Annotated in this window: 27 protein-coding genes; 11 read left to right on the forward strand and 16 right to left on the reverse strand. The window is 67.6% G+C overall.

What is annotated here, in order from left to right; genetic code table 11:
* Positions 1 to 91: 91 nt before the first annotated feature.
* A complete protein-coding gene (locus tag ACKTT0_RS06860) occupies positions 92 to 1,006 on the forward strand; it encodes a LysR substrate-binding domain-containing protein (protein WP_407849207.1) in 915 nt (304 codons plus the stop codon).
* Between the two features lie 45 nt (positions 1,007 to 1,051).
* Positions 1,052 to 2,056: an MBL fold metallo-hydrolase gene (locus ACKTT0_RS06865; protein ID WP_407849208.1), complete on the forward strand. Its 1,005-nt coding sequence runs from the start codon at positions 1,052 to 1,054 to the stop codon at positions 2,054 to 2,056.
* Positions 2,057 to 2,095: 39 nt separating this feature from the next.
* On the opposite strand, the gene ACKTT0_RS06870 is transcribed toward ACKTT0_RS06865, so the two are convergent.
* Complete coding sequence (locus ACKTT0_RS06870; protein ID WP_407849209.1) at positions 2,096 to 2,971, reverse strand: dienelactone hydrolase family protein; 876 nt, start codon at positions 2,969 to 2,971, stop codon at positions 2,096 to 2,098.
* Between the two features lie 183 nt (positions 2,972 to 3,154).
* On the opposite strand from ACKTT0_RS06870, the gene ACKTT0_RS06875 reads away from it, so the two are divergent.
* The gene (locus ACKTT0_RS06875) at positions 3,155 to 3,568 is read left to right on the forward strand and encodes a DsrE family protein (protein WP_407849210.1); all 414 of its coding nucleotides are present in this window, start codon (positions 3,155 to 3,157) and stop codon (positions 3,566 to 3,568) included.
* On the opposite strand, the gene soxB is transcribed toward ACKTT0_RS06875, so the two are convergent.
* The 11 genes from soxB to aqpZ form a co-directional block, all read right to left on the reverse strand.
* Positions 3,553 to 5,262, reverse strand: a complete 1,710-nt coding sequence (gene soxB, locus ACKTT0_RS06880) for a thiosulfohydrolase SoxB (RefSeq protein ID WP_407852387.1) — start codon at positions 5,260 to 5,262, stop codon at positions 3,553 to 3,555. The two genes, ACKTT0_RS06875 and soxB, sit on opposite strands and share 16 nt — an antisense overlap.
* A 32-nt stretch (positions 5,263 to 5,294) precedes the next feature.
* Positions 5,295 to 5,789 carry a TlpA family protein disulfide reductase gene (locus ACKTT0_RS06885; RefSeq protein ID WP_407849211.1) on the reverse strand — a complete coding sequence of 165 codons (495 nt, stop codon included), beginning with the start codon at positions 5,787 to 5,789 and terminating at the stop codon, positions 5,295 to 5,297.
* A 46-nt stretch (positions 5,790 to 5,835) separates the two neighbouring features.
* Positions 5,836 to 6,495, reverse strand: coding sequence for a sulfur oxidation c-type cytochrome SoxX (gene soxX, locus ACKTT0_RS06890; protein WP_407849212.1), 660 nt, complete (start codon positions 6,493 to 6,495; stop codon positions 5,836 to 5,838).
* Positions 6,496 to 6,509: 14 nt separating this feature from the next.
* On the reverse strand, positions 6,510 to 7,331 hold the full coding sequence (gene soxA / locus ACKTT0_RS06895) for a sulfur oxidation c-type cytochrome SoxA (protein WP_407849213.1): 822 nt from the start codon (positions 7,329 to 7,331) through the stop codon (positions 6,510 to 6,512).
* Positions 7,332 to 7,431: 100 nt separating this feature from the next.
* Complete coding sequence (gene soxZ, locus ACKTT0_RS06900) at positions 7,432 to 7,731, reverse strand: thiosulfate oxidation carrier complex protein SoxZ (protein WP_407849214.1); 300 nt, start codon at positions 7,729 to 7,731, stop codon at positions 7,432 to 7,434.
* Between the two features lie 49 nt (positions 7,732 to 7,780).
* Positions 7,781 to 8,248, reverse strand: coding sequence for a thiosulfate oxidation carrier protein SoxY (soxY, locus tag ACKTT0_RS06905; RefSeq protein ID WP_407849215.1), 468 nt, complete (start codon positions 8,246 to 8,248; stop codon positions 7,781 to 7,783).
* A gap of 26 nt (positions 8,249 to 8,274) precedes the next feature.
* A complete protein-coding gene (locus ACKTT0_RS06910; RefSeq protein ID WP_407849216.1) occupies positions 8,275 to 9,426 on the reverse strand; it encodes a c-type cytochrome in 1,152 nt (383 codons plus the stop codon).
* The gene (gene soxC / locus ACKTT0_RS06915; protein WP_407849217.1) at positions 9,410 to 10,771 is read right to left on the reverse strand and encodes a sulfite dehydrogenase; all 1,362 of its coding nucleotides are present in this window, start codon (positions 10,769 to 10,771) and stop codon (positions 9,410 to 9,412) included. The genes ACKTT0_RS06910 and soxC overlap by 17 nt, the downstream gene beginning before the upstream one ends.
* 89 nt (positions 10,772 to 10,860) lie before the next feature.
* Positions 10,861 to 12,135: an FCSD flavin-binding domain-containing protein gene (locus tag ACKTT0_RS06920; protein WP_407849218.1), complete on the reverse strand. Its 1,275-nt coding sequence runs from the start codon at positions 12,133 to 12,135 to the stop codon at positions 10,861 to 10,863.
* The gene (locus tag ACKTT0_RS06925) at positions 12,132 to 12,461 is read right to left on the reverse strand and encodes a c-type cytochrome (protein WP_407849219.1); all 330 of its coding nucleotides are present in this window, start codon (positions 12,459 to 12,461) and stop codon (positions 12,132 to 12,134) included. The genes ACKTT0_RS06920 and ACKTT0_RS06925 overlap by 4 nt, the downstream gene beginning before the upstream one ends.
* Positions 12,462 to 12,464: 3 nt before the next feature.
* Complete coding sequence (gene aqpZ, locus ACKTT0_RS06930; RefSeq protein WP_407849220.1) at positions 12,465 to 13,169, reverse strand: aquaporin Z; 705 nt, start codon at positions 13,167 to 13,169, stop codon at positions 12,465 to 12,467.
* Between the two features lie 130 nt (positions 13,170 to 13,299).
* On the opposite strand from aqpZ, the gene ACKTT0_RS06935 reads away from it, so the two are divergent.
* The gene (locus ACKTT0_RS06935) at positions 13,300 to 13,806 is read left to right on the forward strand and encodes an acyl-CoA thioesterase (RefSeq protein ID WP_407849221.1); all 507 of its coding nucleotides are present in this window, start codon (positions 13,300 to 13,302) and stop codon (positions 13,804 to 13,806) included.
* A 209-nt stretch (positions 13,807 to 14,015) separates the two neighbouring features.
* Here ACKTT0_RS06935 and ACKTT0_RS06940 read toward each other — a convergent pair whose 3' ends face one another.
* Positions 14,016 to 14,447, reverse strand: a complete 432-nt coding sequence (locus tag ACKTT0_RS06940) for a MarR family winged helix-turn-helix transcriptional regulator (RefSeq protein ID WP_407849222.1) — start codon at positions 14,445 to 14,447, stop codon at positions 14,016 to 14,018.
* Positions 14,448 to 14,716: 269 nt separating this feature from the next.
* Here ACKTT0_RS06940 and ACKTT0_RS06945 point away from each other — a divergent pair, with 269 nt between their 5' ends.
* The 6 genes from ACKTT0_RS06945 (at position 14,717) to ACKTT0_RS06970 (ending at position 20,293) form a co-directional block, all read left to right on the forward strand.
* Positions 14,717 to 15,181: a tripartite tricarboxylate transporter TctB family protein gene (locus ACKTT0_RS06945; RefSeq protein WP_407849223.1), complete on the forward strand. Its 465-nt coding sequence runs from the start codon at positions 14,717 to 14,719 to the stop codon at positions 15,179 to 15,181.
* Positions 15,182 to 15,203: 22 nt separating this feature from the next.
* On the forward strand, positions 15,204 to 16,709 hold the full coding sequence (locus ACKTT0_RS06950; protein ID WP_407849224.1) for a tripartite tricarboxylate transporter permease: 1,506 nt from the start codon (positions 15,204 to 15,206) through the stop codon (positions 16,707 to 16,709).
* 259 nt (positions 16,710 to 16,968) lie between these two features.
* Positions 16,969 to 18,594 (forward strand): FAD-dependent oxidoreductase, encoded by a 1,626-nt coding sequence (locus tag ACKTT0_RS06955; protein ID WP_407849225.1) that lies wholly within the window; start codon positions 16,969 to 16,971, stop codon positions 18,592 to 18,594.
* Positions 18,587 to 18,766 (forward strand): hypothetical protein, encoded by a 180-nt coding sequence (locus ACKTT0_RS06960; RefSeq protein ID WP_028353623.1) that lies wholly within the window; start codon positions 18,587 to 18,589, stop codon positions 18,764 to 18,766. The genes ACKTT0_RS06955 and ACKTT0_RS06960 overlap by 8 nt, the downstream gene beginning before the upstream one ends.
* Positions 18,767 to 18,832: 66 nt before the next feature.
* A complete protein-coding gene (locus tag ACKTT0_RS06965) occupies positions 18,833 to 19,804 on the forward strand; it encodes a Bug family tripartite tricarboxylate transporter substrate binding protein (RefSeq protein WP_407849226.1) in 972 nt (323 codons plus the stop codon).
* A 33-nt stretch (positions 19,805 to 19,837) separates the two neighbouring features.
* Positions 19,838 to 20,293: a MarR family winged helix-turn-helix transcriptional regulator gene (locus tag ACKTT0_RS06970; protein WP_407849227.1), complete on the forward strand. Its 456-nt coding sequence runs from the start codon at positions 19,838 to 19,840 to the stop codon at positions 20,291 to 20,293.
* A gap of 73 nt (positions 20,294 to 20,366) precedes the next feature.
* Here ACKTT0_RS06970 and ACKTT0_RS06975 read toward each other — a convergent pair whose 3' ends face one another.
* Positions 20,367 to 21,626 (reverse strand): SGNH/GDSL hydrolase family protein, encoded by a 1,260-nt coding sequence (locus tag ACKTT0_RS06975; RefSeq protein WP_407849228.1) that lies wholly within the window; start codon positions 21,624 to 21,626, stop codon positions 20,367 to 20,369.
* Positions 21,627 to 21,740: 114 nt separating this feature from the next.
* Between ACKTT0_RS06975 and ACKTT0_RS06980 the strand changes: the two genes are divergently transcribed.
* Positions 21,741 to 22,652, forward strand: coding sequence for a LysR family transcriptional regulator (locus ACKTT0_RS06980; protein WP_407849229.1), 912 nt, complete (start codon positions 21,741 to 21,743; stop codon positions 22,650 to 22,652).
* 6 nt (positions 22,653 to 22,658) lie between these two features.
* Here the strand turns inward: ACKTT0_RS06980 and ACKTT0_RS06985 are convergent, their stop codons facing one another.
* Both ACKTT0_RS06985 and urtE read right to left on the reverse strand, forming a co-directional pair.
* Positions 22,659 to 23,294 carry a peptidoglycan DD-metalloendopeptidase family protein gene (locus ACKTT0_RS06985; RefSeq protein WP_407852388.1) on the reverse strand — a complete coding sequence of 212 codons (636 nt, stop codon included), beginning with the start codon at positions 23,292 to 23,294 and terminating at the stop codon, positions 22,659 to 22,661.
* Positions 23,295 to 23,499: 205 nt separating this feature from the next.
* The gene (gene urtE / locus ACKTT0_RS06990; protein WP_407849230.1) at positions 23,500 to 24,198 is read right to left on the reverse strand and encodes an urea ABC transporter ATP-binding subunit UrtE; all 699 of its coding nucleotides are present in this window, start codon (positions 24,196 to 24,198) and stop codon (positions 23,500 to 23,502) included.

Genomic DNA, 24,198 nt, shown 5'->3' on the forward strand with positions numbered 1-24,198 from the left:
CGCATAAAACCAATCAATCGGCACCAATTGGACGCCTTGGCGGTACTATTGCTCAAGCGATTTCCACGCCACATTCACATGCGCCAGAGGAATGCCATATCCCTTATCCAAACTGCCGCCCCTGGATCTCGTGCGCGGCTTCGTGGCGGTGGGCCGGCGCATGAGCATCACCGCGGCGGCGGCTGACCTGCACCTGACGCAATCGGCGGTCAGCCGGCAGGTACGCGCCCTGGAGGCGCACCTCGGCGTGACCTTGCTGGAACGCGGCTTCCGTTCGGTCGCCTTCACCTCGGAAGGCGCACGGCTGTTTCGCCTGGCCGACCCCTGGCTGACCCAACTGGGCGAGCTGGCCGGCCAATGGCGCGCGCCAGACCGCCGCACCCCGGTCACCATCACCACCACCATCGGCGTGGCCTCGCTGTGGCTGTTGCCGCGCCTGGGCGACTTCCAGGCCACGCATCCCGCCATCGACGTGCGGGTGGCGGCCGACAACCGGGTGCTGGACATCGAGCGCGACGAAGTGGATATTGCCATCCGCTACAGCCCGCGCGAGGCCGCCCCCGAAGGCGCGCTGTGGCTGTTCGGCGAGGCGGTGGCGCCGGTCGCCCATCCGTCGCTGGGCATTGCCCGGCTCGATGCCGCCAGCCTGGCCGGACAGGTCCTGCTGGAATTCGACGACCCGACGCGCCCGTGGCTGCAGTGGTCCGACTGGCTGGCGGCGCATCGCCTGGACCGGGCCCAGCCGCGCGGCATGCTGCGCTTCAACCAGTATGACCAGATCGTGCACGCCGCCCTGGCGGGCCACGGCGTGGCCCTGGGCCGGCTCGCGCTGATCCAGCCGCTACTGGCGCAGGGGCGCCTGATCGCGGTGGGCGATGCCTGGCCCGAGGCAGCGCGCCACGCTTACTGGATGATCCGCTCCGCCCGGCCCCGTTCGCCGGAGGTGGACACCGTGGCGCGCTGGCTGGCCAGCCAGGCGCGGGCCACGGCGCACGCGCCCGCCTGAATCGCGCTATTCTCGACGCACTCCCGCTCACATGGAAACCGCATCATGTCTTTTCCGGCCCGTCTTTCGCCGCGCCGCGCGCTGGGCGCGCTGAGCCTGTCCGCCGCGCTGCTGGCCGCCGGCGCCGCGCCCGCGCTGGCCACCGCCCCGAAGCAGACGGCGCAGGCCCCCGGGTTCTATCGCATGGCGGTGGGCGACCTGGTCGTCACGGCCTTGTACGACGGCTATGTCGACCTGGACCCCGCCATTTTCAGCGGCGCGACCGCCCAGGACATCCAGGGCCTGCTGGCCGCCATGTTCGTGGCGACCGAACCGGGCATGCAGACCGCGGTGAATGCCTACGTCGTCCAGAACGGCAAGCAGGTCGTGCTGGTGGACACCGGCGCCGGGCCGTGCATGGGCCCCACGGCCGGCGGGCTGGCCGGCAACCTGCGCGCCGCCGGCTTCGAGCCGGCGCAGGTGGACGCGGTCCTGCTGACCCACTTGCATCCGGACCACGCCTGCGGGCTGCTGACCGCCGAAGGCACGCCGCTGTTTCCCAATGCCGATGTGTACGCCTCGCGCGCCGAGGCCGACTTCTGGCTCAGCACGACCGTGGCCGCGCAGGCGCCAGCCGATGTCCAGCCGTTCTTCAAGATGTCGCGCGAGGCCGCGGCGCCCTACCAGGCCGCCGGCAAGTTCCTGACCTACCAGCCGGAAGACACCCTGCTGCCCGGCCTGCGCGCAGTATCGAGCCCGGGCCATACGCCGGGCCATGTCTCGTACCTGTTCAGCTCCGGCAAGCAGAGCCTGCTGGTATGGGGCGATATCGTGCACAACCACGCGGTGCAGTTCGCGCGCCCGGAGATCGCCATCGAGTTCGACGTGGACAGCGTCCAGGCGGTGGCGACGCGCAAGAAGATCTTCGCCGAGGCGGCGCGCGACCGGCTCTGGGTGGCCGGCGCGCACCTGCCGTTCCCCGGGCTGGGCCACGTGCGGGCCGAGGGCAAGGGCTATGCCTGGGTGCCCGCGGAATACGCGCCGCTGCGCACGGCGCCGGCCAAGCCATAAGCGCCGCCGATGTGCCCGGACCCGCCCCGGGCGATGTCCTCAGCCGCCGTGCTGCTTGAACCAGTCCAGCATGCGGCGCCAGCCATCTTCCGCCGCGTCTTGCCGATAGCTGGGGCGGTAGTCGGCGTGAAAGCCATGCGGCGCCTCTTTATACAGTTGAATCACCGACGCCTGGGCGGCCGGTGAGCCATCGGCCAGCGCGTCGCGCATGAATTCGACGTCCGCAACGGGAATGCCGGAATCAGCCTCGCCGTACAAGCCGATGACGGGTGCCGCCAATTTGTCGAGCACGTCGATCGGGTCGACCGGCTTGATGGCGCTGGTAGTGCCGCGGAAATGACCGTACCAGGCCGCGCCGGCGCGCAGGTCGCGATTATGCGCCGCGTACAGCCACACGATGCGGCCGCCCCAGCAGAAGCCGGTGATCATCAGGCGCTTGGGATCGGCGCCATGCTGGGCCGCCCATGCCGCCGCCGCGTCGAGATCCGCCATGACCTGGGCATCGGGGACTTTCTCGATCACTTCGCTGCGCAGGCGGCCGATCTCGGTATAGCCGGAGGGGTCGCCCTGGCGCGCGAACAGCTCGGGCGCGATCGCCAGGTAGCCGGCGTGCGCCAGTCGGCGGCACACGTCCTGGATGTATTCGTGCACGCCGAAGATCTCGCTGGCGACCAGCACCACGGGCAAACCGGATGCGCCGGCCGGCGCCGCGCGATAGGCCGGCATATCGCCGCCCTGCGCAGGAATGCGCACCGGTCCGGCCGTCAGCCCTTCGGAAGACGTGGCGATGGCCGTGGCGGCCGCGACATGGCCCGTGGCCAGCGTGAAGCCGCTGGCCAGGGCCGTGACCACGAAACCGCGGCGATCGAGCCGCAACGGCGGCAGCAGGCTGTCGAATTGCGTGTCGCGAGACATGTTGGATCTCCTTGGAAGCGGCCGCCCGCGCGGCCTGGGCCATTGTGAGCGCGCCCTGGCGATACGTCCATGGCCGGCGGCGCGCCGCCACGCGCGGAATATCGATTCATGTGGGTGACTGGGACTGCCCGCATCGGTATCATGGCTGCAGGCTGTCCATGCCGGCAAAAAGAGGAGACCCACATGACAACAAGACTGCTCAAGGGCATGTGCGCCCTGTTGCTGCTCACCGCAACCGCCATCGCCGCCGCCGGCGACAAGGTGGTCTACCACATCAACGACGCCAAGGGCCAGGCGCTTTCGGCGCTGCGCAATATCCGCAACCACCTGGACACCGCGCCCGACACCACTATCGCAGTGGTGTCGCACGCCGAAGGGGTCGACTTCCTGATGAACGACTACCCCCAGGCCGACCAGGTGGCGCCGCTGGTGTCGGCGCTGGCGTCGCGCGGCGTCAAGTTCGATGTCTGCGAGATCACGCTGAAGAACCGGAAACTGTCGAAAGACCAATTCATGCTGGAAGCCGAGTTCGTGCCATCAGGCGTCGTGGAGCTCGCCAAGCTGCAGCAGCAGGGCTACGCCTATATCAAGCCCTGATTGCCCGCCATGCCCTTCAAGCCGGGTTCGTTCAGGCGGACCTGGCCAATGGTCTTGCGGTCGCGCAGATATCCCGCCACCACATCCCACACCGGCTCGCCAGTCGCCCCTTCGGCTACCGGCGCCCATCCGGCGACGGTGTAGGTCTTGCCCGCTTCGAGCGCCGCATCGCCCAGCCGCAGGTCGCTGATGCGCCGGCCGGCCGGCGCCGCCGGATCGATGCTATAGCGCAATCCGCCCACGCGCACCATGTCGCCGCCCTGCTGGTAGTAGGGATCCGGGTTGAACAAGTTGTCCGCCACATCCTCGAGAATGGTCTTGATGGTTTCGCCGCTCATCTGCGACACCGTCGTATACGGATAAGTAATGGCGGTCTGGTCGAGCAAGTGCTCCATGGTGATGGCCTGCCCCGGCAGAAGGCTGGTGCCCCAGCGGAACCCCGGCGAAAACGCGATCTCGGCGTTCTTCACGTGCATCAGCGCATCCAGGATCACCTGGTCGAACGTGCCGTTGAAGTTGCCGCGCCGATACAGGGTGTCTTCGGTCACCGCCAGCGTCTCGGCCAGCCGCGATGCGTAAGGCTGGCGGATGCGGTCGATGAGCGCGGCCATGTCGGGATCGGCGGGCAGGTATTCGGCGAAGACGGGCAGCAGCTTGTAGCGGTAGCCTGCCACGCGGCCGCCACGCACATCGAAATCCAGCACGCCCAGGAACTTGCTGTTGCTGCCCGCGTTGGTCACCAGCGTCTTGCCGCCGGCGTTCGACACTTCGATCGGCTGCGGCACGCCGTCGTGCGTATGTCCGCCCAGAATCGCATCGAGGCCGCGCACGCGCGAAGCCAGCTTCAGGTCGACATCCATACCGTTGTGCGACAACAGCACCACGGCCTGGGCGCCCTTGGCACGGGCCTCGTCAATGGTTTCCTGCAGGCGCGCTTCCTGGATGCCGAAGCTCCAATCGGGCACCATGTAGCGTGGATTGGCGATCGGCGTATACGGAAATGCCTGGCCGATGATCGCCACCGGCACGCCATTCATTTCGCGCAGGGTATAAGGCGCGAATACCGGATCGCCGAAATCGTTGGTCTCGACATTCTGCGCAATGAAATCCAGCTTGCCCTTGAAGTCCTTTTCCAGCACTTCCTGGACGCGTTCGGCGCCCAGCGTGAATTCCCAGTGGGCGGTCATGATGTCCACGCCGAGCGCCAGGCATGCATCCACCATGTCCTGACCCTTGGTCCACAGGGCCGTGCCCGACCCTTGCCAAGTATCGCCGCCGTCGAGCAATAGCGCGCCCGGACGCGAGGCCTTCAGCCGCTTGACCAGCGTGGCCAGGTGCGCGAACCCGCCCACCTTGCCGTACTGCCGGGCGGCATTGGCGAAGTCCAGGCAGGTGAAGGCGTAGGCATCCGCGCTGCCCGGGGCGATGCCGAATGCCTTGAGCAGATGTTCGCCTACCACGTGGGGCGGCTGGCCGCTGGCGCCCGCCACGCCCAGGTTGACGCTGGGCTCGCGGAAATAGATCGGCAGAAGCTGCGCGTGGCAATCGGTGAAGTGCAGCAGGTGCACATTGCCGAAGGCGGGCAGGTCGTAGAACTTTTCGGCCGCCTGGGCGGCTGCCCGCGGCGAATGCGACAGCGACAGGCCGCCCGCGGCGGCGACGGCCAGGACCTGGAGGAATTCACGTCGGTTGATCATGGGCTCAGCGAAAGAAGGAGCGCGGCGCGCTACCGGACAGCGGGCCTGGCATACGCGGCCAGGTCGAGGACATCTTCTTCGAACATTTCGCCGGTAATGACTTCGGCCACGGTGCCGTCGTCCCGGATGACGTAGACCTTGGGGATGACGCCGGCCTTGCCGAACACGCCGCGCAGCGCGTCGGTCTCCATGGCGGCGTCGAAGGTATAGCCATGGCGGGCCAGATAATCCGCCGCGTCCGAGGGGCGCTTGTCGATGCTGACAGTCAGCACTTCCAGGCCCTTGCCACGCACGGCGTCGGCCAGCTTCTGGATATGCGGGTTCTGCCGGGCACAGTAGGGACACCAGGACGCCCAGTACTCCACCACTACGGGTTTGCCCTCGAAATGGCCGGCGGGCAGCACGCGCCCATCGAGCAGCGCGATGGCCGGCAGCGACACCCGGTCGCCCTTTTTCGGCTGCGCCTGCGCGCCGGACGATACTGCCAGGCAGGCGGCCAGCAAGGCCGCCCCCGACGCGCGCATCAGGGGCCGCGTTCCCGGCCGGCCATGGCCGCGCGGCACGGGAGGTTCAGCGGGGAGCATTGTCATCATTGACCGGAGAAGCAGGATCCAGCAACAGCGCCATGACGTCCTTGAGCTGCTGCTCTGTCAGGATGCCCGCCGCCCCGAAGCGGGGCATGTTCGAACATGGCATGTACGCGTGCGAGTTGTAGATCTTGTTCCAGGTGTATTCGACCATCTCTTTCGAAGCGCCCCGCAACTTGCCGTACTGATACAGCGACGGGCCGATATTGCCGAACGAGATCTCCGCCTTGGTCATTTGATGGCAGGCGTAGCAATTGCCCCCGTTGACGGTCTTGGCCGTGTCCGAGAACTGCAGACCGCGGCCATTCTGGGCGACCTTCTCGCCGGCTTTCCAATCGCCCAGGTAGACGCCATCGGCCGGTCGCTTGACGCTGGCCAGCGATTCCTGGCTGATCCGGGCGGCCACCTCGCCGGGCAATGGCGTGCCGTCCGCGGCGGCCCGGGAGCACGCGCGCTGCATCTCAGTCTGGTCGATCCGGTCCAGCTTGGCGATGCCTTTTTCCTTGAACGATGCTTTCAGCTCGGCCACGATTTGCGCGGGGTCGGGCCTGGCGGCCGTGGACGGCTGGGCCGCCGCCGCGGCGGCCTGCAATGCCAGCGCGGCGCCGACGACTTGAACGAGACGGATATACATGGAATACATGATGGGCCTCCGGGCTAGCGCTTGATCGCGGGCGCGTTCATGGCGCCGCCTGCCGCATTGACCCCGAGAAAGACCGTAAGGTCGATCGAGGCCTGCGACCCGTAGATGAGCTCGGGCATGCGCTGTTGCCGGAAGCAGTCGTTCAGGCGCCATTGCATGGTGCGCAGCGCGCCTTGCGAAACGCGGTACGCCGGCCAGGTCGAGAATGCCGCGCGCGCCGGTTCCTGCCGGGTCAGGTTGGGCAGGTCCTGCAACCGGATGCGCTGGTTGTCGGCGCTATGGCATGACGCGCACGAGAAGTCGTATGGCCCGCCGCGGTAATAGAAGATCTCGCGCCCCCGCTGGTAGGCCTCGCGCTCCTTGGCATGCAGTTGCGGCACGGCGATTTCCGCGCCGCGCGATTGCGCCACGACATAGGCCACCAGCGACTCGATATCGGTGGAATACTGCCCGCTGCCTGAAAACGGCTTCTTGGCCGCCTCGGCCGCGTCCAGCCCTTGCAGGGTCACCATGCAATGCACCAGCCGCGTCTCCAGATCCATGACCTTGTCCGCGTCCGCGAAGTAGCGCGGCATCTGGGCATAGGCCCCCTTGAGCACGCCCGGCCCCAGGCCCAGGTCGCACTGCTCGAGCGAGGCATTCTTGGGGCCGCGCGCTTCCTTCCAGATATCTTCGCCGGTCATCTCGATCAGCTCGGCGGGGTTGCCGTCGGCCAGCATCTCGCGATACTGGGCCAGGCCTTCGGCCGTGGTCGATTCCTCCGCCACGGCCTGCGCGCCGGCCAGCGCCAGCCCCGCCAGCGCACAGGCCGCGGCGGCGATTCGCTTCTTGTTCATGACTGTCTCCTCCTGCTCTTGCGGCATGCCGGCCTGGCCCGCAAGGCCGGCGGCGTTATGGCTGCATCCTGGCGCGCGGCGGCGAGAGTCCGCCGCCCGCCTATGACACCTTGGTTTCGTCGGTGCGCGATTCGCCTTTGTTGTCGACCCACGTGACGGCCACCTTTTCGCCCTTTTCGCCGCCCTTGACCTTGAAGGCCAGGTACGGGTCGCGCGACACCGCGGGCCCCCATTCCGCCTGCAGCACGGTCCTGTCGCCAAGCTTGACGGTCACGGACTGGATGAAGTGGGCCGGCACCACCTGCCCATTACTGTCTTTGCGCTGGCCCGTTTCCATGATGTGGCTCATGAGCACCTTGATCTCGGTGACGCCTTCCTTGGCCGTTGCACGGATTCGCATCGGTCGCGTTGCCATAATTGCTCCTTGGATTGAATTGACCGGGAACCGCCTAGCCGCCGCAGCCGCCCAGCGTGACCTTGATCTCTTTCTTGGCCAGGTAGAACTTGCCGTCGGCCTTGACCAGCGCATAGACGTCCGAGGTTTCGCTCATCTTCACGCGCGTGGCGACCTCGGGCTCGGTCCCTTCGGGCAGGTCGAAACTGGCCGCCAACGTATTGGGATTCTTCGCCACCAGGATCGAAATCTGCTCGGTCTTGGGCAGCTTGCTGGCAGCCCCGACCGGCACTACCGCGCCGTTCTCGGCAATGTCCGGCGCCATCAGGGCGACCTGGTCGCTGTCGGCGGCCTGCGCGCCGCCCAGCGCCTTCACCACTCCATCCACACTCGTCTCGCCGAACGCCTTGGCGTTCCACTCTGCTTGCGTGGCCCAGGCCTGGTCCGGACGGATCAGGCCGGCAGCCAGGGCCAGGCCCAGGGCGGAGCCCAGGCGCAGTACATGACGTCTCTGCTGGTTCATGCTTGTCTCCAAGAAAAAAGCGCGATTCACTGCGTGGGCGCACCGGACAGGATCCAGTCGACCATGACTTTCAGGTCCGCATCGCTGACGGCAGGATTGGGAGGCATGGGCACTGGTCCCCAGGCGCCGCTGCCTCCTTTGCGGATCTTCTCGGCCAGGAGCGCGCGCGCCTCGGCCTGCCCCTGGTATTTCGCCGCGATATCCCGGTACGCGGGACCAACCAGCTTGCGGTCCACCGCGTGGCATGCGACGCAGGACGAGCGCGACACCAGCCCGGCGCCGGCCAGGTCGACGCTGGCGCCGCCCTCGGGCGCCTGGCCCTGGTTCGCCTTGCCGTCGGCGGCGGGCTGTGCCGCCGCCGGCACGACGGTCGCCCAGGCATGCGCGCGCACGGCCTGCGCATTGCCGGCCGGCGTGCCTGTGAGCTTCGGGCCGAGCGTGTTGACACCGCGCACGGGGCCGATGACGCGGTTCTGCGCGGCGATATCGCCGTGCGCATCCCGCGCATGGTCGGGCAGCTCCGAGGACACCTCGACCTTGGCGACGCAATCTTTCATGCAAGCCTGGTTGGCGGTATCCGCTTTGCCGTCCACGCGCCACATGCCATGATCGGTGGTCATGCCCTTGCGGTTCGGCATCCGTGCCTGCACTTCGGCGATGTTCTGGTCCGACAGCGTGAAATCGGCCGGCACGATATCGCCCAGGTTCAGGATGTAGGCCACGACTGCATAGACTTCGTCGGGCGACAGGCTCTTGGGCGCATCCCACGGCATGGCGCGATGCACGTAGTCCCACAGCGTCGACACGGTACTGACCTTCATCAGAGTGGTGCGCTGCGGCTGGCTGTTGCCGCGCAGCGCGGCCACGTGGCCCGATTCGATATCGTCTGCCGTAGTGCCGCCGGCAATCGGCGTGAAGACCTGGTTGCTCTCCCCGAATGCGCCGTGGCAGGATGCGCACGAGCGATCCCAGATCTCGGCCCCCTGGTCCACGGTGCCTTGGCCACGCGGCAGCCCCTTGAAATCGGGCCGCACGTCAATGTCCCACGCCGTCACTTCCGCGAGCGTCGCCGCGCGTCCGACGCCCGGATGCTTGTCCTGGGCGTGCGCGGCGCCCGCGACACAGGCTGCCAGGGCCAGGCATATGGCGATGCGGCGCCGGCTATTCGACGTGTACATTGAATACCTCCCCGCTCTCGGCCACTTTCCACGACTGGATCGCGTTGTTGTGATAGATGGAGCGGGAACCCCGCACCGCGCGCAGTTGCCCGTAGCGCGGCTGCACGTAGCCGGTCTCGTCCATTGCCCGGCTTTGCAGGATGACGGGAGAGCCGTCCCAGACCCAGTCGATGTTGAAGCGCGTCAGGCACTTCGGCAGCACCGGCGTCTCCAGGCGCGCCGTGCGCCAGTTGCGGCCGCCGTCGGTCGACACATCGACCTGCTTGATCTTGCCGCGGCCCGACCAGGCCAGCCCCGTGATGTTGTAGTAACCCTTGTCCAGCAAGGCCTGGCCGCCCGAGGGTGTAGTGATGACCGACTTGCACTCCTGGATGGATGTGTATTGGCGATGCTGGCCATCGGGCATGAGATCCACGTAGTGGATGGTCTCGTCCTTGGTATTCCACGGCTGGTCGCCGACTTCGATACGCCGCAGCCACTTCACCCACGACACGCCCTGCACGCCGGGCACGACCAGGCGCAACGGATAACCGTTCTCCGGCCGCAGCATTTCGCCGTTCATGGCCCATGCGACCATCACGTCATCCAGCGCCATATCCATCGGGATGGTCCGGGTCATGCTCGACCCGTCGGCGCCTTCGGCCAGGACATACTTGCCCTTTTGCAGGTCGGCGCCGCAATCGTCGAGCAGCACCGACAACGGCACGCCCGTGTACTCGCAACAGGACAGCATGCCGTGGGTGTATTGCACGGTCGGCACGGCGGCGTTGCCCCATTCGGGACCGGTATTGGCGCCGCATTCGATGAAATGGATGCGCGACACGCTGGGCAGCCGCATCAGGTCGTCCATCGTGTAGACGCGCGGCTGCTTGACCAGCCCGTTGACCATGAACCGATGCTGCGAGGGGTCGATATCGAACCAACCCTGGTGGTGCCGCTCGAAGTGCAGGCCGTTCGGCGTGATGATGCCGAACAGCCCTTGCAACGGCGCGAACGCGACCGATGCCGCCGACACGCGCGTCAGGCCCGGCGACTCGCGGCGTTGCAGGTTGGCCTCGTAGCGGGACGGCATGCCGTAGGGCATGGCGGCCACCGGCTTGCCCAGCGAGGTCGTCCAGGGCCGCGGCTGCAGGATCATCGGATCCCCCTCGGCTTGCGCGGCGCGCGCCAGCGGCGCCCCCACGGCCCCGGCCGCGAGCGCGGCGCCCGCGGCCCGGAAGCTGTCGCGCAGGAAACCGCGCCGCCGCTCGTCCAGCCCGTGGCGGGCAATGTCCTGCGTTAATTCGGCCGAAACAAAGCCTTCGGGCGCGCGCCGGACGCGGCCCGTGCGAGGCACGTGGCTCAACTTCTCCTCCGTATTCTTTATCGAAATTAGTTATATGCTTATGATTCTGGCATATAAAGAATACGGCAACAACTCCGGGTTCTCCCGTATCAGCCGAGCATGTCCGCCCAGATGTTGGCAGCCCAACCCAGCGCATGCGGCAGTTCCTCCGCGCTGGCGGCGGCCGACAAGCCGCCGGCGCCGGGGACCGGCAACATGGTCTTCTGCGCCGCGTCGTAGCGGTGCACGCTGGCCACGTGCATGACTTCGCGGTCGGTCGTGAAGCTGTAGCAGGTGTTGGCGTACAACGGCAACGGGTTGACTGGCTGGCCCGACAACAGCGCCCATACGGCGGCGGCGCAGACCTTGCCGTGCTGGTTGGCCATGTGGCCCGACTTGGGCATCTGCGGCGCGATCTGGATGGCATCGCCCAATATGTGTATGCCCGCCGCAACCCGCGATTCGAAAGTCAGGAAATCGACCTCGCACCAGCGCCCGTTGGCAGTAGCCAGGCCGGCATCGACCGCCACCGCGCCTGCGCGCATGGGCGGCAACATATTCAGCACGTCGGCGCGGATGGTCTCGCCCAGCTCGAAGAATGCGGTGCGCTGCGCCGCATCGACGTCCACGGCATTGAACTGCGACTGGTATTCGATGATGCCGGCATAGTGCTCGTCCCAGGCCTGGCGGAACAGGTCCGCCTCGGATGTGAGATCAGGATTGGCGTCGAAAACCAGCACTTTGGCGCGCGGCTTGTGCCGCCGCAGGTACCACGCCACCTGGCAGGCGCGCTCATAGGGCGCCGGCGGACACCGGTAGGGGGCCAGCGGAATGGTCAGCGCGTACACGCCGCCGTCGGGCATGGCTTCGATCTGGCGGCGCAACGCGGACGTCTGCGGGCCTGCCTGCCAGGCATGCAGGACCTGGTCCCGGGCGCCCGGCCGGGACATCCCGGGCAACTGGTCCCACATGAAGCCGATGCCGGGCGACAGGATGAGGCGGTCATAGGGTAGCGCGCTGCCGTTGGCAAGACGGACGCGGCGGCGCTCGGCGTCGATCCCGACCGCCGCATCGCGCACGTGCCGCACGCCATGGCGGCGCACCAGCCCGTCGTAGGGCACGGTGATGTCGGCCATGCCGCGGCTGCCGCCCAGCACCAGGTTGGACAAGGGGCTCGATACGAAAGCCTGGGCAGGTTCCACCAGGGTGACGTCCAGCGCATGCGCGCTGAATACGCGCAAATACTTGGCGGCGGTAGCGCCGCCGTAGCCGCCACCCACCACTACGACCTTGCCGCGCGGCGCGCCGGCAGACCGCGCCAGGCACGGCGCCGCCGCCATGCCTGCGCCGCCGAACAGCCCCGCCAGGAAGCGGCGGCGCTTCATGGCGCCTCCGGCGCCTGCGCGGCGAACCAGTCAGCGATCTTGGCGATCTGGGCAGCGTCGTAGCCCTTGGCGATCTGGCCCATGATGGCCGAAGCCCGCGCGCCCGCGGCATAGTCGCGCAGGCTGGCGGCAATCCATTGCGGATCGCGGCCGGCCAGCGCCGCAATGCCGCTGCCCGGCACGGCCCGGCCGGCCGTGCCATGACAGGAAGCGCACGAGGCCGCCCAGGTCGCGACCTGCAATGTGGAAGGGTCTTCAGCCAGGGCCGCGCCGCCGGGCAAGCAGGCGGCGGCCAGGAGCAGCGACGAAATGCATGAACGCGCCACGGATCAAGTGTCGTCGCGTCCCACGCAGCGGTATGCCAGCGCGGCCAGGATCGCGCCGACGATGGGGGCCACCCAGAACAGCCAGAGCTGCTCGATGGCCCAGCCGCCCACGAACAGCGCCGGGCCGGTCGAGCGGGCAGGGTTCACCGAGGTGTTGGTGACAGGGATGCTGATCAAGTGGATCAGGGTCAGGGCCAGGCCGATCGGGATGGGCGCGAAGCCTGCCGGCGCGCGCTTGTCAGTGGCGCCCAGGATGACGAACAGGAAGCCGAAAGTCAGGACCACTTCGCACACCAGGGCGGCGGCCAGCGAATACTGGCCGGGCGAATGCTCGCCGTAGCCGTTGGCCGCAAAACCGCTGGCCACCAGGTCGAAGCCGGGCTTGCCGCCGGCGATCCAGGCCAGCACCGCGGCCGCGAGCACGGCGCCGATCACTTGCGCCACGATATAAGGCACGATCTCGCGCCCCGGAAAACGTCCTCCCACCGCCAGCCCCACCGTGACGGCCGGATTGAAGTGGCCGCCAGAGATATGCCCGACCGCATACGCCATGGTCAGCACCGTCAAGCCAAACGCCAGCGCGACGCCGGCGAAACCGATGCCCAGCTCGGGGAACCCGGCAGCCAGCACCGCGCTGCCGCAACCGCCAAGAACGAGCCAGAAAGTGCCGATGAGTTCGGCCGTGCACCGCTTGGGTAAAGAAGACATGATGCAATTCTCCAGGTTGGAAACGCAGATGAGGGTAGCGCAATCACATCAACCGCAAAGTGAAGCTTTGCAAAGAGCGAACCGCTGCGGGCAGCGATTACCATGACGTTTTCCACTCGCCTTCCGTGCCATGCAAGATACTGCCAGCCACCAACTGTCGATGACCATCCTGATGACGCCGGACATGGCGAACTTCGCAGGCAACGTTCACGGCGGAACTATTCTGAAGTACTTGGACCAAGTTGCCTATGCCTGTGCGAGCCGCTATGCCGGCCAGTACGTCGTCACGCTGTCGGTGGACCAGGTGGTTTTCCGGCAACCCATCCACGTCGGCGAGCTGGTCACCTTCCTGGCATCGGTGAATTACACCGGCCGCACATCGATGGAAATCGGCATCAAGGTCATTACCGAGGACATCCGCCGGCAGGTCGTGCGGCACGCCAACAGCTGCTATTTCACTATGGTGGCGGTGGACGACCAGGGCCAGCCCACGCCCGTGCCGCCGCTGGCGCTGGGCACGCTGGAGGAGCGACAGCGCCACGAAGCCGCGCGCCAGCGGCGCGAGCTGCGCCAGGCCATGGAAAAGCGCCACGAGGAAATCAAGCAGCGCGTCCAGGATGCCAACGCGGCCGGCTGACACGGCGTTTTGTTGTCCAGGTGCAACGGATCGGCCCCAAAATGCCCTGGGATTTTCCCTAGTTTGTGTATTCAGATCTGTGTGCGGGCTTGGCCGCCCACCTGCCGCTCCGCCATCCGCCGACGGTTCTTCATCTATCTATATAGAGCGGCGAATCGGCGGTGGCGCGCAGGCGTCCGCCAGGCAGGAAATCGCTGTGCAAAATCTGATCAACGTCCATCTGATGGTCGTTTTTTCACGGTATTGCGCGGTCCGAATTTGTCGATCAGCTTGATCAAAAGCGGACCGATCAGGCGCAATTGTTCGAGATGGACGGCAGAAAGCGCCCGCAGCTTGGCCTCGCCGGCGGCGGTCAAGGACACTCGTACCCGGCGCGCGTCGTCGGGGTCGACGGCGCGCTCGACCATGCCCATGCGCACCAGCCGGCTGATGAGCTCGACGGCGCTGTGATGCTTGATGCAGAGTCTTTCGGCCAGCTCGCCCACGGTGAGAGCCGGGTTTCCGCTGCCTTTGATGGTGAGCAAAGCCTGGTGCTGTTGCGGCGACAAGCCTTGCGCGTGGGCCTCGGCTTCGCTGAATACGGTGAAACGCCGCAGGGCGTAGCGGAATTCGGCCAGGGTGGCGAAATCGGCCGGTTGCAATTCCTGCTTGTCGATATCGGCCCCCCGGATAGTTAGAGGATTCACCAACAGAATTCTAAACTACATCGTGATACGATCAATTCGACTTGGACTACGCGTGCTGGCGGTGCGCTTAGTGTCCGGACGCTTGCAGAACCCTGATATGGCTCGCGCCGCCGTGCCATATTTTTTTTTATACGTTTCATGTCCAAGCCTCTTGCGTCCCCCGGCACTGCGTCTCCGCCTTTCAGGCCCCAGCGGCCCGGCACGGCACAATACGGAGACCTTCTATGCAGCTACGGAACAAACAGGATTTCTGGTCGGGGGTGATGTTCACGCTCCTCGGCCTGGGATTTGCGTTTGGGGCCACCCAATACAACATGGGCACTTCAGCCCGCATGGGCCCCGGCTATTTCCCCTTCTGGCTCGGCATCGTCCTGGCCATACTGGGCGCCACAGTCGCGCTGGGTGCGCTTTCCCCCAAAGCCACCGAAACCAAAATAGACAAGTTCGACTTCAAGATCCTGTTCATCATCATCGGTTCCGTGGTCATGTTCGGCCTGCTGCTGCGGCCGATGGGTCTTTATGTTTCGTTGTTCCTGCTGGTCGTGGTCAGCAGTATCGCCAGCCATGAGTTCAGCTGGCGCGTCGCGCTGGCCAATGCGATCTTCCTCGTGTTGTTCTGCTGGCTGGCGTTCATCAAGGGCCTGGGATTGATCTTCCCGCTGTGGCCGTCGTTTCTGGGCCTGAACTAAAACACTGGGGGAAGACACCATCATGGAATTGCTGGAACACCTGTCGCTAGGCTTCTCGGTGGCGTTCACGCCGGAGAACCTGCTCTACGCCCTGCTGGGCTGCATCCTGGGCACGCTGGTAGGCGTGCTGCCGGGCCTCGGGCCCGTGCCGACCATCGCCATGCTGCTGCCGATCACCTACGTGCTGCCGCCGGTGGCCGGCCTGATCATGCTGGCGGGCATCTACTACGGCACGCAGTACGGCGGCTCGACCACCGCCATCCTGGTCAACCTGCCGGGCGAGACATCCGCGGTGGTGACCGTGCTCGACGGCCACCAGATGGCCCGTAACGGGCGTGCCGGCGCCGCGCTGTCGCTGGCGGCGGTCGGCTCGTTCTTCGCCGGCAGCGTCACCACCATGCTGATCGCCGCCTTCGCGCCCCCGCTGGCCGAAGTGGCGTTCAAGTTCGGCCCGGCCGAGTACTTCTCGCTGATGACCCTGGGCCTGATCGGCGCCGTGGTGCTGGCCTCGGGCTCGCTGCCCAAGGCCATCTGCATGATCCTGCTGGGCCTGCTGCTGGGCATGGTGGGCACCGACGTGAACTCGGGCGTGGCCCGCTATGACTTCGGCATCCCCGAACTGCAGGACGGCATCGACTTCGCCATCGTGGCCATGGGCGTGTTCGGCTTCGCCGAGATCCTGTCCAACCTCGAACAGAAGGAAAACCGCGTCGAACTGCAGGACAAGATCGGCTCGCTGTACCCCAACCGCCAGGAAATCCGCGAAGCGGCCCCCGCCATCGTGCGCGGCACCGCGCTGGGTTCGATGCTGGGCATCCTGCCGGGCGGCGGCTCGGTGCTGTCGGCCTTTGCGTCGTACACGCTGGAAAAGAAGCTGTCGAAAGAACCGGAGCGCTTCGGCAAGGGCCACCCGGCCGGCCTGGCGGGCCCGGAATCGGCCAACAACTCCGGCGCGCAGGCGTCGTTCATCCCGCTGCTGACCCTGGGCATCCCGGGTAACGCCGTGATGGCGCTGATGGTCGGCGCGATGACCATCCACAACATCCAGCCCGGCCCGCAGGTCATGACCAGCCACCCGGACCTGTTCTGGGGCCTGATCGCCTCGATGTGGATCGGCAACCTGATGCTGGTGGTGCTGAACCTGCCGCTGATCGGCCTGTGGGTCAAGCTGCTGAAGGTGCCCTACCGCATCCTGTTCCCGGCCATCCTGGTGTTCTGCACCATCGGGGTCTATTCGCTGAACTACAACACCTTCGACATCTACACCACCGCCATCTTCGGCGTGGTGGGCTACTTCTGGGCCAAGTTGAAGTGCGAAGGCGCCCCGCTGCTGCTGGGCCTGGTGCTCGGCCCCATGATGGAGGAGAACTTCCGGCGCGCCCTGCTGCTGTCGCGCGGCGACTTCTTCACCTTCGTCGAGCGGCCCCTGTCGGCCTCGCTGCTGGCCGCCGCGGCCATCCTGGTGGTGCTGGTGGCCCTGCCGTCGATCCGCAAGAAGCGCCAGGAAACCTTCGTCGAAGAAGACTGACCTTCCCCATGCAGGTGCCGGACCCGCCCGGCATCTGCGGCGGCATGGCCAGGCGCCAGGCACCCAGTGCCTGGCGTTTTTTTGCCTGCTCTCCCGCCCCGGCACCGCAGGTGTCAGACACCCGGGGGGTGTCTGACACCTTTTTGCCTGGAACCCGACCACATCTATTCTCACTTTGCTTTGACCAGCATCAATATAGTTGCGTGCACAACCAATTAGACCTATAGTTGCGCCCACAACCATTTCAAGGAGACCCGGCATGGCAGCAACCGCTCCCTTGCCCCGCCACGTTCCGGTGCTGATCGCGGGAGGCGGCCCGGTGGGGCTGACGCTGGCGGCCCTGCTGGCCGAATATGGCATTGAATCGCTCACCGTCGAGGCGGACGACGGCTATTGCGCCGGCAGCCGCGCCATCTGCATGTCGCGCCGGTCGCTGGAGATCCTGTCATGGATCGGCGCCGACCGCCCCCTGCTGGACAAAGGCCTGGCCTGGAGCGGCGGACGCAGCTACTACCGCAACGAAGAAGTGCTGCATTTCGAAATGCCGGGCGACGCCACGCAGCGCTACGCGCCGATGGTCAATATCCAGCAGTTCTACGTCGAGGAATATGCCCACCGCGCGCTGCAGCGCGGCGGCGCGCCCGCCCGCGTGGCGTGGTCGAGCCGGGTGGCCCAGGTGCGGCCCGACGATGCCGGCGTCTCGGTGCGTATCGACGACGCGGCAGGCTCGCACGACGTGCGTGCCGACTGGGTGGTGGCATGCGATGGCGGCCGCAGCACGGTGCGCGAACAGCTGGGCCTGGCCCTGCGGGGCATGCAATACGAAGGCCGGTACGTGATCGTCGATATCGAGCAGGCCTCGGCCCGCCCCACCGAGCGGCTGGCCTGGTTCGACCCGCCTTCCAACCCCGGATCCACGCTGCTGATGCATCGCCAACCCGACAATGTCTGGCGCATCGACTACCAGATCCGCGATGACGAAGACGCCGAGGCGGCCGTGCGCCCGGAGAATGTCCTGCCGCGGGTACAAAGCCACCTGGACATGATCGGCGAGACGGAACCGTGGAAGCCGCTGTGGATCTCCATGTACAACGCCAAGTGCCTGACGCTGGACAGCTACCGGCACGGCCGCGTGCTGTTCGCCGGCGACGCGGGCCACCTGGTGCCCATCTTCGGCGTGCGCGGGTTGAACTCCGGCCTGGACGACGCCGCCAACCTCGCCTGGAAGCTGGCCTGGGTGCTGCGCGGCCACGCCGCCGACGCGCTGCTCGACAGCTACAGCCACGAGCGTGTGCACGCCACGCGCCAGAACCTGGCCTACGGCGCCAAGAGCACGGAATTCATGGCGCCGCCCGATTTCGGCTTCCGCCTGCTGCGGGAAGCCACACTGCGCCTGTCGCTGGCCGACGCCACGGTGCGCCCGCTGATCAATCCCCGCCAGTCCGCGCCCATCTCGTACGAGGGTTCGCCCCTGAACAGCACCGATGGCGCGCCGCAGGCCGGGCCCCGGGCCGCGCCCGGCGAACCGGCGCCGGAAGCGCGGCTGCGGCGCGACGGCAACCCCTGCCACCTGACCGAATGGTTCGGCCAGGCTTTCACCGTGCTGGCATTCGACTGCGAGCCGGGCGCCCTGGCGCCGCTGCTCGAACTGACCCGGCGGCCGGTGGCGCCCCTGCGCATCGTCCACATCGGCCGCGCGCCACAAGCCGCGCTGCACGACGCGGACGGCCAGGCATACCAGCGCTACGGCGCGCAGCCCGGCATGCTGTACGCCATACGTCCGGACGGCTATGTACTCGGCCGCTGGGCGCAATGCGACGCGGCCGCCGTGCGGCGCGCGCTTTCGCCTTATCATCCCGTTTCGCAGGAGGCCCGCCGTGACTGATCCCGACCTCGACCAAGCCTATACGCAACTGGCGCAGGCGCTGACCCGGGTCGGCGAAGCCCAGGCGCCGCTGTTCCTGTCCGCCCTTTGCCTGTCGCTGATCAGCCGGCAGGCGGAGGCGGCGCCCGTGCTGGCCCTGATCGAGCAGGCCGAGCGCGCGGTGCGCGCCTGAACGCCGCGCCGTTTGTTCATTTGCACGACCATTACCAAGACCCATCACCACAACAGGAGACACTCCATGAAGCGCTACCTCAAGGCCGCGGCCGCCGTGCTGCTGGCCGCCTGCGGACTGCCGGCCGTCGGCGCCGACGCCTACCCCGCCCGCCCGATCGAATGGGTCGTCCCCTACCCGGCAGGCGGCGGCACCGACATCGTGGCCCGCACCCTGGCCGAGAAAATGACGCCGGCCCTCGGCCAGACCCTGATCATCGCCAACAAGCCCGGCGCGGCCACCGCGATCGGGGCGGATTACGTGGCGCGGGCCAAGCCGGACGGCTACACCATGCTGTCGGGCGATACCGCCACCCTGGCCGCCAACCCGTTCCTGTATCCCTCCCTGTCGTACGACCCCGCCACCGATTTCGAGCCGGTCGGGCTGATGGCGCGCTTCGCCATGATCCTGGTCGTGAATCCCGCGGTGCCGGCCAAGACATTGGATGAACTGCAGGCCTGGATCAAATCGCAATCCGGCGGCGTCGACTACGCCACGCCGGGCTCGGGCAGCCCGCACCACCTGGCCACCGAGCTGTTCCGCCTGCGCACCGGCCTGGACCTGGTGCACGTGCCCTATCGCGGCGCGGCGCCGGCCGTGCAGGACGTGATCGGCGGGCAGGTGCCGATGATGTTCGTGGATTCCGCCACCGGCCAGCAATACATCGCGGCGGGACGCCTGCGCGCCATCGCGGTGGCCAGCGCCAAGCGGCTGGAGTCGCTGCCCGGCACGCCCACCCTGATCGAGCTGGGCCTGCAGGATTTCGAGGCCTATGCCTGGCAGGGGCTGCTGGTTCCGAAGGGCACTTCCAGCGCCATCGTCGAACGCCTGAACACAGCGCTGCGCGGCGCGCTGGACGCTCCCGAAGTGCGCGAGAAATTCAAGGCCATGGGTCTCGAGGCGATTCCCAGCACCCCGCGGGAAATGGCCGACTATGCCCAGGCCGAACGCGAAAAGTGGGGCAAGGTCATCCGCGACAGCAAGATCACCGTCAACTGATTCGAAGGCGGGCCCGGCCCGCCGCGCCCGCGCATGCCCACCGACACCCGACCCGACGCCATCCCCGCGCTCGAGCGCTTCCTGACCTACCGCCTGCACGTGGTCAACAAAGTATCGGACCGCGACACCAACCGCGCCTACCTGGAAGCGTGCGGGCTGCCGCTGGGCGAGGCCCGCTGCCTGGCCGCCATCGGCCGCTTCGCACCGCTGTCGGTCAATGACCTGGCGCGTGCCGCCAACCTCAACAAGGGCCAGGCAAGCCGCTCGGCCCAGGCCCTGGTGGAACGCGGCCTGGTCCACAAGGAAACCCGCGAGAGCGACGCGCGTGGCGTGCTGCTGACGCCGACGGCCGATGGGCGGGCGCGCTACGAAAAAATCGTGGCCCTGATCGCGCGCCGCAACGACGAGATCTTCGGCTGCCTGGATGCGGCGGAGCGCGCCCAATTGGGCGCCATGCTCGATCGCATCATCGCGCACATCCGGCCGTGAAGCGTAAAGCGGCCGCGGCCAGGCCGGCAGCCTGCGGGCGGCCGCGGGACGTCCGGCCCGCGCTGGCGTGCCGTCATGGCAGCAAGGTCCGCACATCGATCGCCCCGGCCAGCGCCCGGTAGCCGGCGTCCCCGGGATGCAGGTGATCGCCCGAATCGAAGCGCGGCAACAGCTGCGCCGGCAGCGCCGGGTCGCGCAACGCGGCATCGGCGTCCAGCACGGCGTCGAACTCGCCGCTCTCGCGTATCCACTGGTTGAGCGCCTGGCGCAGGGCTTCCTTGTCGGCACTGTAGTAGCCGGTGATGGATGAGCCGCGCAGCGCGCCCTGGAACGGCGTCAGCGTGGCGCCGATGACCCGCACGCCGCGCGCGCGCAACTGGCCGATCAACTGCCGGTAGCCGGCCACCAGCTCGTCCACGGACGGCGGCACGCCGGCCGGGACGAAGGCGCTGCCGGGCCAGCTGATGTCGTTGATGCCCAGCAGCACGATGACCGACTGGACATTGCGATGCGCCAGCACGTCGCGGTCGAGCCGCGCCAGCGCGTTGACGCCCATGCCGTCGCGCAGCAGGCGCGCGCCGGAGATTCCGGCATTCAGCACCGCCACGCCGCGCGGCGCCACGCGCGCGGCCAGGAAATCCGGCCAGCGCCGGTCGGCGTTCAAGGTCGACCCCGCGCCGTCGGTGATCGAATCGCCCAGCGCCACCACCACTGGCGCCGGCTGTGGCGTCTGTACGCGGACTTCGGCCAGCAGCAGGTGCGCCGTGAGCGTGGCCGCAGGGTCGAGCGCCGTCTGGCGAGTTGCGTCGCCTGCCGCCAGCCAGGCGTGCCGGCGGCCTTCCCAGTGGAACGAGCGCAGCGGCGTATCGCCGGGCAGGTACACGCTGACGGCGACATGCCCGAGCGGCTCCACGGCCAGGTCGGCGGGATCGCTCAGCACCTGCCCGCCGGGCGGAATCACGACCGAGCTCTGGCCGCCGAACGTCAGCGCTTGCAGCGTACCGGGCCGCACCGCCGGCCCGTCGCCGCGCGGCAAGGCCACGCTGGCCGCGCCTACCCGCAGCGGCTCGCGGCCATAGGCATTGGACAACACAACGCGCACGCGTGGGCCGCCGATGCTGACGCGCGCGACTTCGCGCACCGTCACGCGCGCCAGGCGGTCGGGCACCTGGGTGGGCAGCACGAAACCGGCGGCCCAGGTCGGCTGCGGGCTGGCCATCCAGGAGGGGCTCCAGGCCGGGGCCGGCGCGGCGGCCCGGACAGCGGCGCCGGCGGCCAGCGCCAGGACGGCCAGCCAGCGGCGCGCACAGATGAGACGGGATGAGACAGACATGGTCGGTTCCTTGATCAGGTCGGCGGGAATCGCCGCGATGCCCCAAGGTAGGCCATTCTGTTTCCAGCCGGTAGAGCATAGAATTGACTAATATTGATTCCAATTCGGAATGACATGGACACGCTACAAGCCATGCGCGCCTTCGTGCGCGCCACCGAACTGGGCACCTTGTCGGCCGCGGCACGCGAAGCCGGCATCGGCCAGCCCACGCTCAGCAAATGGGTGGCGGCGCTGGAACGCCAGCTCGGCGTGCGCCTGTTCGAACGCTCGACCACGACCCTGGCGCTCACCGAACAGGGGCGGCGCTTCTATGGTCATGCCACGCGCGTGCTGGAGGAATACGGCGAAGCCGTCGCCGATGCGCGCGGCCTGACCGAGCAGCCGCGCGGCCTGCTGCGCGTCAATTCGGCGCTGGCGCTGGGCGAGCTGCGGCTCAATGCGCTGGTGCACGAGTTCATGGCGCAGTACCCCGACATCGAGGTCGAACTGATCCTGAACGACCGTTATGCGGACCTGGTCGAGGAAGGGGTCGACGTGGCGGTGCGCCTGGGCGCGGTCCTGCCGCCACAGGCCGTCGCGCGGCGCATCGCCAGCGCGCCGCGCTACCTGGTGGCCGCGCCCGGCTACCTGCGCGATCGGCCGGCCATCGCCGCGCCCGCCGACCTGGCCACCTGCCGCCAGGTGCGGTTCGCCTGGCTGGGTACGGGCGATACGATCGAACTGCACGGCCCGGACGGCGCCGGCCCGCGCAGCATCGTGGTGCCCAGCCACTATCGCGTCAACAGCGCACTGGCCGTGCGCGAGAGCATCGCGCTGGGCGCCGGCCTGGGCCTGGTGCCGGCCTGGCTGGTCGAGGACATGGTCGCCGACGGCCGGCTGCGACGGGTGCTGCCGGGCTGGCATGCGTCGCCGCAGGTCGTCCACCTGCTGTATCCATCGCGCCGCTACCAGCCCGTGCGGGCGCGGCTGTTCATCGATTTCCTGGCCAGCCGCATACCCGCCCTGCCGGGCTTCGAGGCGGCGTAGGCGCGCTCAGCGCGGCGGCAGCGCGCCAGAGGGGTCGACCGGCTGGCCGCGATGGCGCAACTCGAAATACAGCGCAGTGCCGCTGCGATCGGTGCCGCCCATTTCGGCGATCTGCTGGCCTTGCGAGACTTTCTGACCTTCTTTCACCAGCATCTTGCTGTTGTGGGCATAGATGCTGAGGAAATCGCCCGAGTGCTGCACGATCACCAGGTTGCCGTAGCCGCGCAGGCGATTGCCGGCATACACGACGCTGCCCGGCGCGGCCGCGACCACCGGCGTGCCGGCCTTGTTGACGATGGTGATGCCCTTGGACGAACTGCCGTTATAGCGCTGCGTGACGGTGCCCGCGGCCGGCCACACCAGCTTGAGGTTGCGCAGCGCCGCCGCGGAGGCGGCCGGCGTGGGCGCGGGACGCGGGCTGGAGCTGGGCGTGGCGGCGGGAGCAGGCGCGGCGCCGCCTTTGGTGCTGACGCGCAGCAACTGGCCCTTGCTGATGCGGTTGGGGTTGGACAGGTTGTTCAGCCGCATCAGCTCCGACACGCTGGTGTTGTGCTGGCGCGCAATCTTCGTGAGCGTATCGCCGGACTGCACCCGGTAATAGCCGGGGCCGACCTTGGTGGAACTGCATGCGGCCAGCAGCATGAGCAGGCTGGCGCACAGCACGGCGCCGGCGCGGCGCGAGACAGATGCGGCCCAGGCGCGGCGCGGCGCCGCGGGCGGAACGGATAAGGTCGGAATGGCGGACACTGACAGCGTATCGATAGGGGCTTGCGGAAAAAAGGAGTACTTCTCCGCCCAGAAGGGTAACAAGAAACGCTGTAACAGGCTTGTGCATTTGAATCAGGCTCTACACGGACAGGTGCTTGCGCACGTCCTCTGCGCCCATGTCCGCGTGGCTCCCCCGGGCTACCACTTCGCCGCGCGACAGCACCACGAAATGATCGGCCAGTTCGTGGGCGAAGTCGAAATATTGTTCGCACAGCAGGATGCCGATATCCCCGCGCGCGCGCAGCAGCCGGATCACCCGGCCGATATCCTTGATGATGGACGGCTGGATGCCTTCGGTGGGTTCGTCGAGGATGATCAGGCGCGGCTCGGCCACCAGCGCGCGGGCAATGGCCAGCTGCTGCTGCTGGCCGCCGGACAGGTCGCCGCCGCGGCGCCCCAGCATGGCCTTGAGGACCGGAAACAGCTCGAACACTTCTTCCTTGACGCGACGCGCCCGCGCGGCGGGAAAACGCGCCATGCCCATGATGATGTTCTCTTCCACCGTGAGCCGCGCGAAGATGTCGCGGCCTTGCGGGACGTAGGCCATGCCCAGCGCCGCGCGGCGGTGCGGCGGCAGGCGGGAAATGTCGTGCCCGTCGAACATCACCCTGCCGCCCGCCACGGGCAGCACGCCCATCAGGCATTTCAGCAGCGTGGTCTTGCCCACGCCATTGCGTCCCAGCAGCCCGAGGCATTCGCCCTGCCGCAGCGACAGCGACACGCCGCGCAGCGTATGGCTGCCGCCATAGTATTGGTCGATGGCTTGCACTTCCAGCAT

The organism is Bordetella saccharivorans, from assembly GCF_045862855.1.
Taxonomy (GTDB): Bacteria; Pseudomonadota; Gammaproteobacteria; order Burkholderiales; family Burkholderiaceae_B; genus Bordetella_A; species Bordetella_A petrii_F.